We start from the raw sequence: 16377 nt of genomic DNA, 5'->3' as shown, positions 1-16377 counted from the left end.
GTGCATGAACTGATGGAGGCGAGGGATGAGAAGTCCCTGCTGCGCTACAAGAAGAAGCTGGCCAAATACAGATTGCTGATCGTTGACGAACTGGGCTTTGTGCCGCTCTCAAAGACCGGCGCCGAACTGTTGTTCGAGGTCTTCTCCGAGCGATATGAAAGTGGCTCCACCATCATCACCAGCAACCTTCCGTTCGACGAGTGGACAGAAACCTTCGGCTCGGAACGCCTCACCGGCGCGCTCCTCGACCGGCTGACCCACCATGTTCACATCCTCGAGATGAACGGCGAAAGCTACCGCCTCGCGCAGAGCCGCTCAAAACCCCACCCAAAATGATCGCCAAAATATGATAGCCGGGGGCATGCCCCCGGCTATCATATCAACCATATCCATACTGGCTCACTTTTACGCCGCCCTATGGCCTAATTTTGCTCCGCCCTTGACAAATCTTAACGATTATTCAAAAAATGGAGGTAGGCGGCGAATATATAAAACTTTCGGACCAATTTATGGCTAACCTAACGCCTTGAGAAACTGGTCTTGGCACCAATTGCGCTGGTCACTACAAAGCGGCCTTAAAATAGTCGTCGCGCATCCACACCGCAGTCATCTACTTGATCCGCTTCTTGAGCTGAGCCTAGCCGTGCGGCCTGAACTTGGCATTGGCTTTATTGTTCACGATCCTCAAGGTACTCGGCAGCTTGAGCTGCAGAATTTTGGACGATCCTGGAATAGCCCTTAAAGATTTCCTCACGTTGGTCTTTATATGCTTGTTTGATCCGTGCCGTGAATGCGGGGTGCGTAGTGGAGCTCAGAGCAATATACATCCCAGCTTCCATTATCCGTCGGACCGGTTGAAGCGCCAGTTCTGCAACAGCAGCGTCATTAACAACCGAATCAGCCGTCAAAGCATCGAGCAAAACATAATCTGCGCGTCCCAATTGAAGCCCCTTCTGCATCGCAGCCAAGTTCGGGACTTCGAGCAATTTGAAGAAGGCCGGTACTCTTGAGCCTGTTGGCAATCGAGGGTTGGCGAGCACAAGGACATTTAGCGTACCCAAAGCCAGATCATATTTTCTCGGCTTAGCAATAGCATTATAATAAAGGTAATACTGGAGCCTGGGCGCAACCTCACCAATCAGATGCATATTTGAAGGCTGACCGTCAACTTGAAGGAATGTTGCTGTTAGGGTATTGGCCCTTTCAAGACCATCGCGCGACACCCTTGCACTTGGCAGCAAGCGTTCAGAAAAGCTGATTCCCTCAATGTTCAGCATCTGTCGAACAGCCCCTACAACCGGCCCCCCAATGGTCTTTCCATTACACGTTACATAAGGAGGCCATTCCTCGTACAGGACCTGAATGTCGTGCTGACGGCTGTCCTTGACGACGAGCTCACAGGCACTTGAAGCGGCAGAAAAAGAACACAGACAAAAAAGTCCTACAAAGATACACGAAACCCCGACGCGGCGGAGCCTTCCGAACATATCGACCGAGGAGGCTTTAAAAGATGTCAATATGCCCATACTTTTCTCGGCACGTTAGCCGATCCTCTGAAATTTTGTGAAAAGATCGGTCGCTGTTTGCGTGCGTTCAACAGTAGGCAGGCTTAGAATTGTGGCCAATGCCTCATCGAGCTTATGAACGCTTTCAACCTGCATAAAGCGATGAGATCGTATTCGCCTGCAATCGTCTAGAGCGACAAAATTGTCTATTTCTTCCGACACCTTTGAATCACTTCCAGCTGATTCTTGAGCTAAACCTTCAGCAAGACCTGAGCCTTTGCGCACTGCGACGAAAAGAAGCTTCTTGCAACAACCATTCCCGTCGCACCACACCAAGACCCGCGGCAACGGCCTCCGCGACAACAGAGAATTGCTCGAAATACAAACCACTAGAGAAGGCAACCAGCAGATCAGAAACCAAGAATTTTTTCATAAAAACAACTTTCTGCTTCCAGCGCCTTCAAAGTTGCCTCGCGTGTTGCCCAGCCATGCCCGTCATTCTCAAACTCTATCAATTGATATGGCATATTGTGTTTGGCCAACAGGTCACTCAATAGATAGGCTTGGCTCGGGGGTACGATTTGGTCCTTAAGGCCTTGCAACAACAGCAGGGGGGCCTTAAGCGCCGCAGCATAGGTTGTCGGGGACCGGTCTCGGTAGACACTCTCATCTTGATCTGTACAGCCAACAAGCGATTCCAAGTAATGCTTTTCATAGCTATGGGTTGTTTTAGCAAGCGACAAAAGGTCAAGGACCCCATAGTGAGAACTCCCTGCGGCGAACAAGCTTGATTGGGCAAGCAATAGGACAACCGTCAAACCACCCGCACTTGCCCCCCTCACCACAATTCTCTTGGGATCGATATGACATTTTGACACTATTTCTTGGACACAGGCACATACGTCCTGAACATCAGCAATCCCCCACTTGCCGTTGATTGCTTGCCTAAACCTTCGCCCTAATCCCAAGCTTCCGCGATAGTTGACGTCCAAAAAACAATAGCCTTGCTCCAGCCAGAATGCCTTGGTAGCACTGTAATCGGCCGTAGCCATAGCTTTCGGGCCACCATGAACGTTTACGACAAGTGGTAGTTGGTTTCGAGCATTTGCTTTTCCGGTCTTTGACGTTTCGTAATAGAAGGCATTGCCTTTGAGTCCCGGCTCAACCTCAAAAATGATATTCCTAAACTCAGCTACAGGCAGTTGTGCATCTGGTTGAGTATCTGCCGACAGCCGGACAAGGTCGGCGTCCCTTTGCAAGCTCCAGACACTTATCGGACGATCCCTACTGCCAGCGAGAAGGGCTATTCCACCCTGGTAGGCTTTGATCTTTCTGATGCTGACAAACGCTGCATTGTTAGTGTCAATAGATGCAGCTTTATTTGACCCGCCCACTGGCAACCAAGCAGATAGATGCCACTCGGCCATCTCGGATACGGCGCAGAATAATCGACCATCGCTGACCTGTGTAAACGTTCTTTCAAGCATGTTGGATGAAAGAAACCCCATATCCGTCGCTAACTGCGCCACTGGAATAGTTTTACCGTCGGAATATTCCTCAAGTGCCCAAAATCCTGAAGCATCATTGAGGTACCAAAGAGAATCACCGTTGTTCCAGTAGGGCTGGCATATACTGCGCCCCTCAACGGCGGGGAGCAGTTCGGTAACGTTGAAGTCCATTTCCGACAAAAAATCCCCCACCCAAAGACTGGTAGCATCGTGCGGCATTCCAGTCTCGGGCCAGGCTATCCAGGCTAATGAAGCACTATTTTTTGATGGTGCTAGCTGAGCAATGAAGCCAGAAATTTTCCACAAACAGTTACACTGTCCGGATATTGGGTCATAGCTGTAGATCCCTGTACTACAATTTTCCCCATCGGCCGTTTCCCCAAGAAAGAATAGCCGCCCCAAATACGGGTGATAAACAAGCCCGCCAATTTTTGTTCCTGGAATGTCGGCCCTCACCTCGACCTTGTTTGTGGTCGTCAAATAAAGTAACGAGCCGCTCTTTTGACAGACTGCGTAAACACCCTCCGGAGACAAGCAAAAGGAGCCGCTACCATAGCCTCGCACGGTATCTTTTACTCCGCCGGGAACATCCAAGTCTATCGCAGTGCCGTCTCGCCATTCTACGAGAACCTGCAATCCGTCTCGCGCCGGCCTGCGTTCTAACCAGACAAGACGGTCATCCAGTACATCAAAGTCAACTATTTCTGGGCCAAGAAGCGCTTGCATCTTCATCCCCTAGACAGCAGTGGCTGATTTTGGGGCCTTGTCAGCTGCCTCTGCTTCAAGTGTCGCAATCGATTTATAAGGGAAATCCATCCCAAAACACTCAGGCCCGACATAGGTCAATGCTTGCTCACTACACAATTGAGGAGGTGCTTCAATGCCGATGACCTTTACGCGTTGTCCATAACGTAAAGCCCCCGTAGTAATAGGACTTGCAGTCTCTTCATCAACTACACAGATAAGATCCGGCACGACAGCAACCAATTTATCTTCGACACAAACCCGTAGAAATTCGTTCTGAAAAATCAACTCTGCGCTTTGCCCTGATCCAAATGCCTCAATTCGAAAACTACCTTTTGAAAATCCATCCGCGGTATCTCTTTGAACGTCTACAATTTTACCCGTAAACAAGACCCTGCTTTCTCGATCAGGATAAATTGTACTGAGACAGTGCATCAATGATTCAATAGCGCAGGAACCGGGGGGCCTCTGGCGAATAGAACGACCTATTGCAATAGCCTGAGACAAAGTGCCCTCAATCGCACACTCTCTAACCATTCGACCTGTCATTGGATAACAGCCGATGAACACTCGCAACCCAAGTTCAATAGCAATTGCTCTCGTAATCTTCTCAGCAGTACGATCCGACGCAGTCTCAACAATCGCAGTATTGCAATGCTCATCTGTCACAATCATGGGAGAGGCTGAAATTCCATTAAAGCTGAATACGTTCATTGGCAGCTCTGGAAAAGCTCGTCCCATACCGTCTGCATTGATAACAGGCAATTTACACCTAGACGCCAGGGCAATTGGTACGAGTGAATTGCTGCCGCCAATTTCGGCGGGGATAATAGCTGTCACCTTCTTTTTCAGGTGCTGTTCAAGTTTGGCCAAGGCCTTTTCCAGCTCTCCCTCGCCGATCAGCTTTTCGATTTGCACCGTTGGGGCTCCGTAGCCAGCCACGGTAACCACAAAATCGTCATCCTTGACCTGATCTAGATCCAATACTGTTGGCTCACCGCAATCCTGGATTGCCTTGGTAGCTATTAGGCGGCCGATATAAGGGTCTCCTCCACCACCGGTACCAAGAAACGCAGCGCCTACAGCTAAATCTTCTAATTCATCAATCCCGATCGACATACGCGGGGCCTCTCCTATCAAAGTAAAATGGTCACAGTCCAGATACGATCATTGACGCAAATGGGTATGATTTGGGGCTATGTCTCAGACCAAGGCTTGAGATGCACTGCGCAAAGCGAAGCGCTGTTCTGAGAGGGCTGATAACCGGCACATCTAACTTGCGAGACAAAAGCCTGTCAGCGATCTGCGGCGCATACCCAACAAATCCTGTGCAGCCAATAATCAAGGCACCGGCCCCATGCTCCTCCACGCAGTTTGCCCCAACGGTAACCAACTGATTCAGGAGTCCCTCATGGCTTCCTGAGACCACATCGGAAACCGTCGCATCAATAGCGACTGCACTAGCGAGCCGGTTTTCCAATCCATAAAGCCTACATTTCTCTTCGATGAGAGGCACAACATTTGGAGACGGTGCTAGAACAGAAAACTTTCTTGCGAGCATACTTGCAAGGTGTACTGACGCCTCTCCTGGTCCAATAACAGGAATACGCACTGCTTCTCTTGCCGCAACGAGGCCTGGATCACCCACACAATCGATGACAATTGCGTCAACCCCATCCCTTTCTGCCGCAAGACACTCCCTGACAATACCTGGCACGGCGAGAGCACTGTGCAGCTCTCCTTCAATACAGGGAGGTCCGTCTTGTATCTGAGAGCATGTCACTTTATGCCCTTCTTTACACAAATCCTCATACTCGCATTCTTTGTTCGATCGCGGAGACACATGAGCCGTGATCACCCTGATATGTGTCATCATTTCACCTCAAACTTGTTCTTAGAATTAGATGCAACATTGCCTCTTCCCCAACCCGCAATTTTTTCGAAAAAGAGATAGGACAAGAAACCTGCAGTTACTGCGTCACAGGCAGGTACAGACGAAAGCACAAAAAGGCCATTCGTCGTACACAAGCCCAGGCCAAATCCTGACGCCCAGGCCAGCATGGCAGACCAGTTAACAGGCCGATAAGCGCCCACCGTTTTGAGAAAATACTTCTCGCGTGAGCCGAAAAAGAAATCGGCCAGATAAACACCTGCGATTGGTGGAATTGCTGCGCCGAAAAAAAGCAGTAAAGGAATGAACTGATCAGCAACACCAAGAAGCGCGATCAAAACCCCAACCAAGCCCGCTCCCAGCGAACACAGCCAAAAAGGCACCTTTTCTAAAAGCATCGAAAAAATGAGCGATGACGAATAGAGGTTGCCTGCGTTAGTTGTCCACGCCGCAAAGACGAGCGTAAACAATGCTAAAAAGCCTTGTCCCGTAACAAACATGATTTGTACGAGATCTGTCTCACCAGTTTTGATGCTGGCATATGCAGACAGTATCAGGACAACGGGCACTGCCGCCCCATAACACAGAAAAGAAGCAAATCGTCCTTGACCCGAACTGTGAGCGAACCTCGCCAAATCAGGAAAAATGGTGGTACCGACGACCATCCCGCCTACTACAGCGGAAACAGCTAGTCCAAGGGTTAAGCTCACATCCGACGGATGGCCTGCATCAGGCAACTGTTCAATACCGCTAACCTTATAAGCTGACCAAACCATCACCACCAACAGTAATGGCACTACTATATCGGCCAAACGCCGTAGCCCGCTAAAGCCAAATACGGTAGTAGAAATCATTAACATCCCGCCAACAACAACAAAAATCCATGTAGGGAAGGTATGTCCTGTCGTAGAACCAACGAGTGCTGCCAATGACGAACCAAAAAAAGCAACGGTAACGCCGAACCACCCAAGTAAAGTTGACGCTATGATCAAGTTCACAAACCGCGCACCAAATGCCCCAAAACATGTTTCAACGATAAGAGATGCAGACAATCTGGTCTTTCCTGCAACAGTAGCTGTTGCAGCACCGAGAGTTGCCAAAATTAGCGCCCCAAAAAGAATTGCAAGACTACCCTTCTGCAAACCTAGCGAGGCTCCGATTTCTGCCCCTGAGATGAATGCCGGAAGTGCCACGATGACGCCGATCTTAACAAACGCAATGTGCCATCCACTGACCGTCGCGCCTCCAGGGACTCTTGCCCTTTCATAGTCTTGGCCAATTTCCATTACGCATCCTCTTACTTTGTAAATTTTTGCGCTTTCACTAATTAATGTGGCCTGGGAGGAGCAATGAGCGCCAACTCCTCCCAAAGCCCCCGGCAACTAGAACCGGTAGCTCAACTCGACGCCATAGCTTCTTGGCATGTTTGGCGTCCGCAAAGCTGACTCACTAACGCGGGTCGCAAATCGTGCATTGGTGAGGTTCTTACCCCAAACAGAGAAGGTCCAGCTCTCAGCTTCAATTGCTATCCGTCCATCAATCAGATCTTTTGTTCCTGTGCGGACCAGATTGTTCAAATCGTGGAAATACTGACCCCTTTTTCGATAATCAGCACGCGCCACCAGGTCGAGGCTATCCGTCAACGGATGGGTGTAGGTAATTCCAGTATTATAGGTAAATGTCGGTACCAGCGGCGACTGATTTCCGACGGCACCAGATACGTCACCAAGCGCATCATCCACGGCTGAAACCTCTTGAACAATCGAGCTTGTCACCCCGAGGCCGAGGTTGATCTCCAGACCTTTCACCGGCCGGGCAAACACCTCCAGTTCAGCTCCGTTGATGGATGTACTATCAATATTCACGACGCCGCGCTGGGCGACATTTCCGTCAAAGATAACGAAAGAGAATTGTTGGCCGGTGTAATCAATGTGAAACACAGAGGCATTCATCGTCAGCCGACGATCTAAAAATGTGCTCTTCAGGCCAAGTTCATAGTTCTTCGTCACCTCATTATCGAATTGAACATTCTGCGAGAAGCCACCAGTCCTGAAACCCGTGGAATAAGTAGCATATGCCAGCATATCGTCTGTGAATTGATATGAAAGCTGCAACTTAGGTTGCCATTGACTGAAGGTTGCTTCCTTGAACGTCGCATCGTAATTGTTTTGGTCAACGCTACTTTGATGATCACGATCATATCGCATTGCTGCCAAGAAGGTCATTTTATCCGTGATGTCGTAGCTCGCCTGGCCAAAAACAGCCCAGGATTCACTCTCCATCTCATTCGCTAGGTTCAGGATCGTGTCGGGTACGAGGCCTGCCCCCTGGGTTTCCGCACCTACAAAAATATCCTGATTTTCATCACGATTTTGGTAGAAACCACCAGCAATCCATTTAAGCCGTGCATCATCAGCTGAAGTTAGCCGAAGTTCTTGGTTAAAAACATCTGTCGCAAATACCAGGTCCTGAATAACTGCAGGCGCGCTCGAGTAATCAGCGTCACCAACAGCATACTGTTTTACATGTGCCAGGCCTGAAATGGAGGTCAATGTCACCGAGCCAAGATCGAGGTCTGCCTTCAAGGAAGTATCCCAGAACCTGTCTTCAGAAGTCCCGATAATGTTTGAAGTCGACACAGGCACATCCAAGTCATCAATGCCAATAGGAGTCCCGTTTGAGTCCTTTGCCAGTCGGTCCAAATGACAACAAAAGCCCGTGCCTTGGGTCACACTACCTCGCCAACTCACATCCAGCCTTTCAGACTGGTACATAAGCCTAGTTCTCAGAGACCATTGATCTGAAGCGGTAATATTGTCACCATTGACATTCTTGATCAGGCCATCGGTGTCGCGATAGTACCCAGATACACGGCCATAAAGCGAGCCCTTCACCAACGGCCCTGAGACCCCTCCAGCAACCCGCATGCTATCGCCATTGCCGTACGATGCTTTGGCAAATGCTTCGAACTCATCTACAGGCTCTTTTGTTGTTACAACCACAGCACCTGCGATAGCGCCTTGACCATATAGGGCACCTTGAGGGCCTTTTAGGACCTCAATTCGAGCCACGTCCAGCAGGTCTTGGTTGATAAAATCATTCGAGCCCAACTGAACTCCATCCACAACAAAGCTAACTGGGGGCAATGCGCCTTGCGCACTTGAAAGCCCTCGCAGTGTAAGAAAGGTTTCATTCGAACGGAACGTCTCGCGCACAATCAGGTTTGGCGTGAGGTCGACGAAGTCCCGCAACGTATCGATCTTTGCTGCTTCAATGGTACTCGCCGTAAAAGCCGTAATAGCTTCAGGTACATCTTGAAGCTTTTCTGATCGCTTGCGGCTCGTAACTACGATTTCCTCAAATACCATTAAATCATCTGTATTTGCTTCGGAGTTCGCGCCAGATTGCTGAGAAAGTGCAGCGAAGGAGGGCAAAACAAGCGAACTCCCCGCCAAAAGTGTGAGCATCATGGCTCGTTTCGAATTATACATTTTCATGACTACCTCCAGTTTCCCTAGTTTTCCCTGAATTCAAAACAGTTTTAGGCCCCTCTGAGCTTGGGCGCCCCAATTCTGCCAATTTGCCGGTTGCCTTGACCCGGATGCGAACGGCACCCCCTGGCACATAAGCAAGCGGAATTTCGTCCAATTCGATTACCCTTACCTGAGCCGGATCAGCGCCAGCACCGATCGCCGCCTCAATAGCTGAGTGCTTGGCACTAGCTAAGGCTGCTTCCCTGCCTATTTTTGAATAGGAGAACACCTTGTCGACCTCGCCACCCACTTCGGCGATGGATGCTCCGATCGCATTTGCTACGTCCGCATGCTGGGGCTTGATTACTTCCGATACCCCAGGCAGGTCTTGAGAAATCAATATCGCGCCACCTCCAACGAGGATCAAAGGCACTTCAGCTGCACTGGTTTTCATTCTCTCAACACCGGCAGCAACCGCAGCATGAATACGCGCCACGCAAGCGACCACGTCGACTGACTTGAGATCTGCTACATTTGCGCGGTTGCCAACATCGGCATAGCCCGCAGCAACAGCTATGTCTGTCGCAGTCAGTACGCCCCCACCAAAAACCCGGGCTTGGGTGAGCAGGTTCTTTGCTACAGAGTCAGGGCCTATGGTAACCTGCTCTCCAACTCGAACTCGACTACCCCCACCGACACCCAAGGCAATGATGTCAGGCATGCGAAAATTCGTTCGCACACCTCCTACATCAACAATTACCGAAGACTCTCGTGGCATACCGTTCCGCAACATTCCGATGTCTGTTGTGGTCCCCCCGATGTCAGCAACGAGAGCATCTTCGACACCTGTCAAAAATGCAGCGCCGCGCATACTATTGGTAGGGCCTGAAGCAAAGGTAAGAACTGGGTATTGCTCAACCATCTCGGCTGACATCAACGTGCCATCGTTTTGACTAATGAAGAAGGGAGCCTTGACATTCAACTCTTGAAGGGCTTGCCTAAATGACGTCACAACTCGCTTTGCAAACACTGCCAAGCTCGCGTTCATGATCGCCGCGTTTTCGCGTTCAATTAATCCAAGCTTCCCTATTCGATGGGATAAGGTCAGCGACACATCCGGCATTTCATTCAGGATGATCTCCTCAACCCTCAACTCCATCGCACTATTCACAGGAGAGAAGACCGATGAAACCGCAACAGAGGGCACCCTTGCTGCTCGCATGTCACGAATTGCTAAGAGCAGCTCCTTTTCATTGAGCGGTACATTCTCGCGACCATCATATTGATGCCCGCCGTGAACCATATGGATTTGGTCTTTGAGACAGGCTTTCAGGTCGCCTGGCCAATCCATCAGAGGGGGCAGTCCAGCTGCAGCCGGCAAACCAACTCGCACTACGCCTACCGGCGTTAGATTTTTTCGCTCTACAAACGAGTTGGTGAATTGCGTCGTGCCGATCATCACAGACTCTAGCTGATCGACACCTATTCCCGCCGCATCCAACACGGCACGAGTGGACTGCACGATACCACTGCTAACATTTTCACTCGTAGGGGATTTAATGCTTGAGACAACCTTGTTGCCATCCATCAAGACCGCGTCTGTATTAGTTCCACCTACATCAATACCAATTCGCATACACTTGCTCGCCTGACTAATTAGTTGTCCGATTTACTTCGGAAGACATTCGTCAAGCGTGACGCAGTGTTCTAACGTTCGCAATCTCGCCAGGGGGTAGGTTTTAAGGTATTAAGGGTGGGGTAGCGCCGAACGGAAATAGATCCATGGGTGGGGTAAGCTTTCGCACAGAAACGGCGCTAGTTTCTATGGGCGACTGTTACAAAACGTCCAAGTCTCGGGCAATTTCGGAGGCATGTTCTCGATTGTTTGCTCCCAACTTCCTATAAAGATTCTTAACATGAAACTTAACGGTATTGTTGGAAACACCCAGTTCACGAGCAATAAGTTTGTCCGAATTGCCCTCAGAAAGCGACCTCAGCACCTCCCGTTCTCGCTTCGTTAAAATTTCAGAAACTGCAGGATGAGCAGGCTCTGAACATAGTTCAATGATGTATTCAACCTGTCGCAATATATCTGGGGAGACTTTTGAGTTATCGTCCGCGATTCTGGCAGCAATAAATTCCGAGAGCACTGAATACTCATCGATCAGGTGGCGCACATATCCTGTTGACACAATTTTTTCCGTCACTCGGTCAAACAGCTCGTAGCTCTCCTCAATATGCCCCTGATCGAAGCCAACCTTACATGTAAGAATTCCAACGCGTATAAAAGGGCGTATCAGACCTTGTTCAAAAAACTTAAGTACCATTCCATTGGCTTCCACGAAGCCAACCATTCCCGAACTATCTCTGCTCTCAACATCAAGAATTGCAATCATGTTGGCCTCAACCTCTCGCCAAGACGCTTGGCCAAATTTTGCGACGACTGCTTCAAAAGTAATCGCCTCTGAAATCAACACATCGCGCGCAGAAGTTATTAGCCCTGCCCGTGCCAAAATACTGCTCCGCAGTGAAGCAAGACTGTTCCTCAACTGACCTCGGCCTTGTCGATCGGCTTCGCACACGCAAGCATCAACCATGTCCAAAGCACTTTCGGCCCCAGACTGTAGATAACTCACCAGACTGGCAGTCATAAATCCCGCCAACACTATGTCCAGCCAGCCTTCTGTTTTATTCACGCATTGAAGAATCTTATTGGTCCGATGTGCTGCATCGGCGATGTTATTAGTTTCATAGTCAATTTCTGCAACTAATGGATCAATGAGCTGCAACTTGGATCTGTCTGTTCCGAAGGACCTACGCGCTAAAGATAGAGCTGCCTTATAGCTGTTGCGGGAATATTCGGGGCTCCCTTGCAAAAACTTCATAGTTCCTTGGTGAATATTGCAGAAAATCTCCCCGTGAGTTGAGCCTGCATTCCTATAATGAAACTGGGCACGTTGAAGATATTCCGCTGCGGTCCCCAGAAGACCTCTCTGGTGATTGTTGATGCAAAGCAGCGTATTGATATTGCCTTGCAGAGTGTGATCTTCATCAGCCAATCTCGAAATTGTCGCAATGTTTCGATCAAATTCTTCAGGCAAACATACTCTACATTCGTTTACCATCAGCGACATATCAACATATGACGCGTCAAGGCGAAGTTTCTCGATATTTCCTCCGTCTCGGTCCTGCTGAAAAGAATTGGTTAATTGACGAGTTTTCTCAAATTGCTGACGAGCACTGGTAAGCTTGCCCTCCTTCATCAAGATGATCGAGCGCATTAGCTGCAATCTTGGAAACAACCTTAAAATGCTGTCAGTCAGTTGTCGATCCACCTCCTTCAGCCTTGCCCACCCTACACGCAACAACAATTCACGCCCGCCGGCGTCTTCCACTAGTTCTCCAACCAAAAGCTGCTTTTTACTTTGGCGGGCATGTTTGATCGCAGAGACAATGTTTTCTCGGGCAAAGCACCACCTTGCGGCACTTTCCTGAAGCTCTGTCCACTCGTCAGGATTTTTCCGTTCAAATTCAAACCGGAGATAGTCCTTCAATAGGGGATGAAAACGTACAACTTTTCCCTTCGCATCTTTTGTGACAAATGCATCGAGTCCCTGGATAGACTGCAGCTGCCTCCAATAGCCAAGCTCTCCCATTGCGAAATTGACCTTGTCTTCTGTAAGCTCGTCAAAAATGGAAGTCCGCATTAGTAGCGAACGCAAATTTTCATCCAATCCAAGTAGAATTTGCTCCGCCAGGAATTCAGCTATCTCTTCAAGCGCTCCATTGAATTGTTCTAGAATTGAAGACGTACTTGCGTTGTGGACATACCATTGCTTAAGCACTTGCACCGCCACAGGCCATCCCTCTGTTCTGCGAAAGATTTGGGTTGCTTCTTGATCACATATGGCCCCAGAAAAGACTGCCTTTATCTCGTCTTTCGAGAACGATAATTCATCCGGGCCAACTTCCTGTAGCAACCCCTTCACTCGAATCTTTGAAACCTTCAGGCTAGGCTTGGAACGACTACAAATAACTAAGCGCACTCCAGAATTCCGCACTTGCAATATTGGCTGAATGCATTTTTCCATCGCATCCTTTTCCAACACTTCTGCGTTATCGAGAAACAGGTAAAGAAGCCCATCGATATCCTCCAGCACTTCCTGTAAGAGGAAGACCAGATCGGCTTCGGAGGCACCTGAAAAGGCTGCAATACTGGCTTTAGAAACATCGGAAAGGCCAACACATTCTTGGGAAAGGGCCCTAAATAAGTAGGAAAGCAAAGTCTCCGTCACATTGTCGTTGTCATCCAGCGACAACCACACACAATTCAAGCCATTCTCTGACAACGCATGATAAAATTGGCTTGCAACAGATGTTTTCCCAAAACCCGCAGGGGCTCGTAGAATGACAGCCTTTTTGGACTGATTTTCAAATATGAAGCTATCCATCCATTGGCGCGACACCAAGTTGATAGCATGATTTGGCGGTGACAGCTTTGCAGCATGGAGCTTATGGCTTGCTTCATGTCCAGTAAGAAAATTTGCCTTTTCAGCTGTCATCTCATCCTTCCAAAGGGCATAAGTACTCCCATTCCACTCAGGCAAAGGAGCCAATTCCTGAGAGAAAGGCAGTTACTAGACCTGGGTCCCGCAGCATATCATATTAGCTCACCAACTATCCTAGCCATAAGAGTCACGGGCAACACGACGGAACAATTCAGTTCCGATGCTATTAAATTCTTGACGTCACTACCGAATGAAAAGCAATCACAAACAATTATATCGGGCTCAAATTTTGCCATCTCGGCCACAGCTGTACTAATAGCTTGAGAATCTGAGTCTGGCCGGAGTGGTAACACGTTTAGCTTATTCAAGCCGGCCATCCTCCAGCTATTCTCACATACAGGCACTTGTTCGAGCAAGGGAACAAACACCCCTACACGCTTACCCTCTGTAACAGACCGAATAAGACCAGGCACAACCCGCGAAGGCATTATCAAGCCCGTTTTATACAGAACGGGAAAATCACTGGTACAAGCCAGAACGTTAATCGTTTGTTTCGATTGTGTTGGTTCTTTCAACAAAGCATGAAGCCTTTTGGTAATCTTCTGATGGCCTACAATTACATGCTTCCCATTTGCCAAAACAGTGAAGAGTGGAGTGTCCCCTACTTCCGGTGCTTGGGCTGCGATATCAGTGCCCACAAGGCCGTCCAGTGCGCCTCTGACCTCCACCTGTACATGCTTCGGCAGCAGCGACTGCCACTCCAGTAAAAGGTCCTTCCGCGTTCCCTGACCAATCGTCCAGATTGTGATCATAATCCTACACCTTTTATTCAATCAAACTGGTCGATTTGGACGCCAGCACACGAACAAGTATGACGCCGCGCTAGATAAAGACAATTTTTGAGGAGGGTAGTGCAAGGGTAGGTTCTGCTTTAAAAGGCCAAGACCTAAACCTCGCTCTCCAATGACCCTCCAAAAGCAGAAAAGGTGGCTGACCGGAAGAACAAACGGCATGGAAAGAGGTACACCGTCTTGCAATGGCGATGGGAGGGTTGGGGGGACACAACCTTATACACCGACACTCCTCCGGCCAGCCAATTGGCTTCAAAAGTCAGGGCTGGAATGACTAATGAAACGTTGAGAGGAGTGGAAATATAATCAACATTGCAACGGTTCATTGCCAGCACTCTAATGGGTAGGTTTGCGGATGAATGGGGTAGGCTTTTGGAAATCTTAGCAAATAGTGCCCGCGACCCTGTTTCGGAATTGAGGGAAGGCGCTTGCTAATATTTTGGCGCCAGCAAAGACCAAGCAGCAATGCCAATTGCCACCTTCTTCACGATCCAGGCCGACCACTTTCCCGACACTTTCCCTCTCGCCATAGGCTTAGTTGACTCAATCTTCTGAATCCTGGCTTTTTCCCAAATTTCGGTTGACCAATTCGGCAATTTTATTGACAAATTGCCGAATTTGGTTGACTCTAATGACAGCCCGGCACGAGGACATTTTCTCAAGCCGGGCTTTGGATTCCTGAGGCATTTTCAATCTCTGGAATAGCGTCTATACCGTGAAAAGGGGGCATAATATGTTCGGAAGTGCGTACGCTGAAGAGAATAATGTAACAGCGCCTAGCCTCGCCGATGAAATCCTTCTTGCAGCTCTCGAAGGAGACACTGTAAAGCTTCGCAAAGCCGCTTCAGAGATCGCTAAATTATACGAAGGCACGCAAAAGTCAAAAATTGCGGTGCAGATCCATGACTTGCTTAATAGGTCACCCATCGAACTCCGCCCTCTACGCGATCCTCAGAAGCTCCCAGTCGACCTTAAAAGTCGATTTCCCTTACTTCAAAAAGAAGATTGGCCTTCCGACCCTTTGATATTGCCTGACAGCCTTGCCGGGGAACTAGAAATCGTTTTGCAAGAAATCGGCTATGCCAGCCAATTAGCCAAAGAAGGCTTGGGGGCACGAAATGCAATTCTGCTCCACGGCATGCCTGGAACGGGGAAAAGCTTGATCGCGGGCCATATCGCTATGCGTCTTGGTCGGCCCCTTCTAACTATTCGCCTCGACACCATTATTTCATCTCTACTCGGCGACACAGCGAAAAATATTCGTTCATTATTCGAATATGCCTTAGCCGGTGGAGCTGTACTGTTCTTAGATGAAATTGACGCTGTAGCCAAAAAGAGGGACGACAATAAAGAGCTTGGGGAACTCAAACGAGTGGTAAACGCTCTTTTGCAAGGCCTAGACCTTCTTGATCACGAAGCAGTTGTGATTGCCGCCACTAACCACCCCCATATGCTGGACCCAGCTATCTGGAGACGATTCCCGTATCAGTATGAAATTGCTGCACCAGACTCAGAAATGCGCCAAGAACTCTGGAAGCATTATCTTTTTCAAGACATTGATCACGACCATGTCGCAGCAATTGCGAAAATCTCTGATGGTCTTACTGGCTCAGATATTCGGGAAATCTCCATTGCCGCGAGACGACGAGCGATAGTTACGCAGTCAGAAATACAAATAATGGGAATTGTTCGATCAATACTCGACAGCTCACCAAGTGAGATTTGTAGGCCTAACTTCCAAGCACTGTCTGGCGACATCGCAGCCAAGTATTATTGGATTTTGTATGACAAGCACAAACTGACCCAGCTTCAGATTGCCAAACTTGCCGGCGTATCGAAGCAATCTGTATCAAAGTTGTTGAAATCTTACAAAAACACCAAATAATGGTACACCCTA

At 49.0% G+C, this 16377-nt stretch carries 11 protein-coding genes; 2 read left to right on the top strand and 9 right to left on the bottom strand.

Annotated features, from left to right (window positions below):
* Nucleotides 1-336, top strand: a 336-nt coding sequence (locus tag KORM41_RS10465; RefSeq protein WP_197420904.1) for an ATP-binding protein, incomplete at its 5' end; no start/stop codon positions are given.
* Nucleotides 337-668: 332 nt separating this feature from the next.
* Here the strand turns inward: KORM41_RS10465 and KORM41_RS10460 are convergent.
* The 9 genes from KORM41_RS10460 to KORM41_RS10420 all read right to left on the bottom strand — a co-directional run bounded on the left by KORM41_RS10460 (nucleotide 669) and on the right by KORM41_RS10420 (nucleotide 14441).
* Complete coding sequence (locus KORM41_RS10460) at nucleotides 669-1277, bottom strand: hypothetical protein (protein ID WP_156431943.1); 609 nt, start codon at nucleotides 1275-1277, stop codon at nucleotides 669-671.
* A 638-nt stretch (nucleotides 1278-1915) separates the two neighbouring features.
* Entirely contained in the window at nucleotides 1916-3739 is a 1824-nt protein-coding gene (locus KORM41_RS10455; RefSeq protein ID WP_068147301.1) for a prolyl oligopeptidase family serine peptidase, read from the bottom strand.
* Nucleotides 3740-3748: 9 nt separating this feature from the next.
* Nucleotides 3749-4876, bottom strand: coding sequence for a DUF917 domain-containing protein (locus tag KORM41_RS10450; RefSeq protein ID WP_068147299.1), 1128 nt, complete (start codon nucleotides 4874-4876; stop codon nucleotides 3749-3751).
* A 31-nt stretch (nucleotides 4877-4907) separates the two neighbouring features.
* Nucleotides 4908-5633 carry an aspartate/glutamate racemase family protein gene (locus tag KORM41_RS10445; protein ID WP_082719852.1) on the bottom strand — a complete coding sequence of 242 codons (726 nt, stop codon included), beginning with the start codon at nucleotides 5631-5633 and terminating at the stop codon, nucleotides 4908-4910.
* The gene (locus tag KORM41_RS10440) at nucleotides 5630-6934 is read right to left on the bottom strand and encodes a cytosine permease (protein WP_068147294.1); all 1305 of its coding nucleotides are present in this window, start codon (nucleotides 6932-6934) and stop codon (nucleotides 5630-5632) included. Before KORM41_RS10440 ends, KORM41_RS10445 begins: the two co-directional genes overlap by 4 nt.
* A 96-nt stretch (nucleotides 6935-7030) precedes the next feature.
* Nucleotides 7031-9145 (bottom strand): TonB-dependent receptor, encoded by a 2115-nt coding sequence (locus KORM41_RS10435; protein WP_068147291.1) that lies wholly within the window; start codon nucleotides 9143-9145, stop codon nucleotides 7031-7033.
* Nucleotides 9132-10757 carry a hydantoinase/oxoprolinase N-terminal domain-containing protein gene (locus KORM41_RS10430; RefSeq protein WP_082719851.1) on the bottom strand — a complete coding sequence of 542 codons (1626 nt, stop codon included), beginning with the start codon at nucleotides 10755-10757 and terminating at the stop codon, nucleotides 9132-9134. The genes KORM41_RS10435 and KORM41_RS10430 overlap by 14 nt, the downstream gene beginning before the upstream one ends.
* A 199-nt stretch (nucleotides 10758-10956) precedes the next feature.
* Nucleotides 10957-13683, bottom strand: a complete 2727-nt coding sequence (locus KORM41_RS10425) for a LuxR C-terminal-related transcriptional regulator (RefSeq protein ID WP_068147290.1) — start codon at nucleotides 13681-13683, stop codon at nucleotides 10957-10959.
* A gap of 98 nt (nucleotides 13684-13781) precedes the next feature.
* Entirely contained in the window at nucleotides 13782-14441 is a 660-nt protein-coding gene (locus KORM41_RS10420; RefSeq protein WP_068147286.1) for an AroM family protein, read from the bottom strand.
* A gap of 772 nt (nucleotides 14442-15213) precedes the next feature.
* Here KORM41_RS10420 and KORM41_RS10415 point away from each other — a divergent pair.
* A complete protein-coding gene (locus tag KORM41_RS10415; protein WP_068147284.1) occupies nucleotides 15214-16365 on the top strand; it encodes an AAA family ATPase in 1152 nt (383 codons plus the stop codon).
* The last annotated feature ends 12 nt before the right edge of the window (nucleotides 16366-16377 follow it).

Source organism: Kordiimonas lipolytica, from assembly GCF_001550065.1.
This window is presented reverse-complemented; position numbering and strand designations above follow the sequence as displayed.

Excerpts from the sequence above, each read along its gene's own strand:
- KORM41_RS10430 (WP_082719851.1), bottom strand. The coding sequence starts at position 10,757 with ATGCGAATTGGTATTGATGTAGGTGGAACTAATACAGACGCGGTCTTG.
- KORM41_RS10445 (WP_082719852.1), bottom strand. The coding sequence starts at position 5,633 with ATGATGACACATATCAGGGTGATCACGGCTCATGTGTCTCCGCGATCG.
- KORM41_RS10450 (WP_068147299.1), bottom strand. The coding sequence starts at position 4,876 with ATGTCGATCGGGATTGATGAATTAGAAGATTTAGCTGTAGGCGCTGCG.
- KORM41_RS10440 (WP_068147294.1), bottom strand. The coding sequence starts at position 6,934 with ATGGAAATTGGCCAAGACTATGAAAGGGCAAGAGTCCCTGGAGGCGCG.
- KORM41_RS10425 (WP_068147290.1), bottom strand. The coding sequence starts at position 13,683 with ATGACAGCTGAAAAGGCAAATTTTCTTACTGGACATGAAGCAAGCCAT.
- KORM41_RS10455 (WP_068147301.1), bottom strand. The coding sequence starts at position 3,739 with ATGCAAGCGCTTCTTGGCCCAGAAATAGTTGACTTTGATGTACTGGAT.
- KORM41_RS10415 (WP_068147284.1), top strand. The coding sequence starts at position 15,214 with ATGTTCGGAAGTGCGTACGCTGAAGAGAATAATGTAACAGCGCCTAGC.
- KORM41_RS10435 (WP_068147291.1), bottom strand. The coding sequence starts at position 9,145 with ATGAAAATGTATAATTCGAAACGAGCCATGATGCTCACACTTTTGGCG.
- KORM41_RS10460 (WP_156431943.1), bottom strand. The coding sequence starts at position 1,277 with ATGCTGAACATTGAGGGAATCAGCTTTTCTGAACGCTTGCTGCCAAGT.
- KORM41_RS10420 (WP_068147286.1), bottom strand. The coding sequence starts at position 14,441 with ATGATCACAATCTGGACGATTGGTCAGGGAACGCGGAAGGACCTTTTA.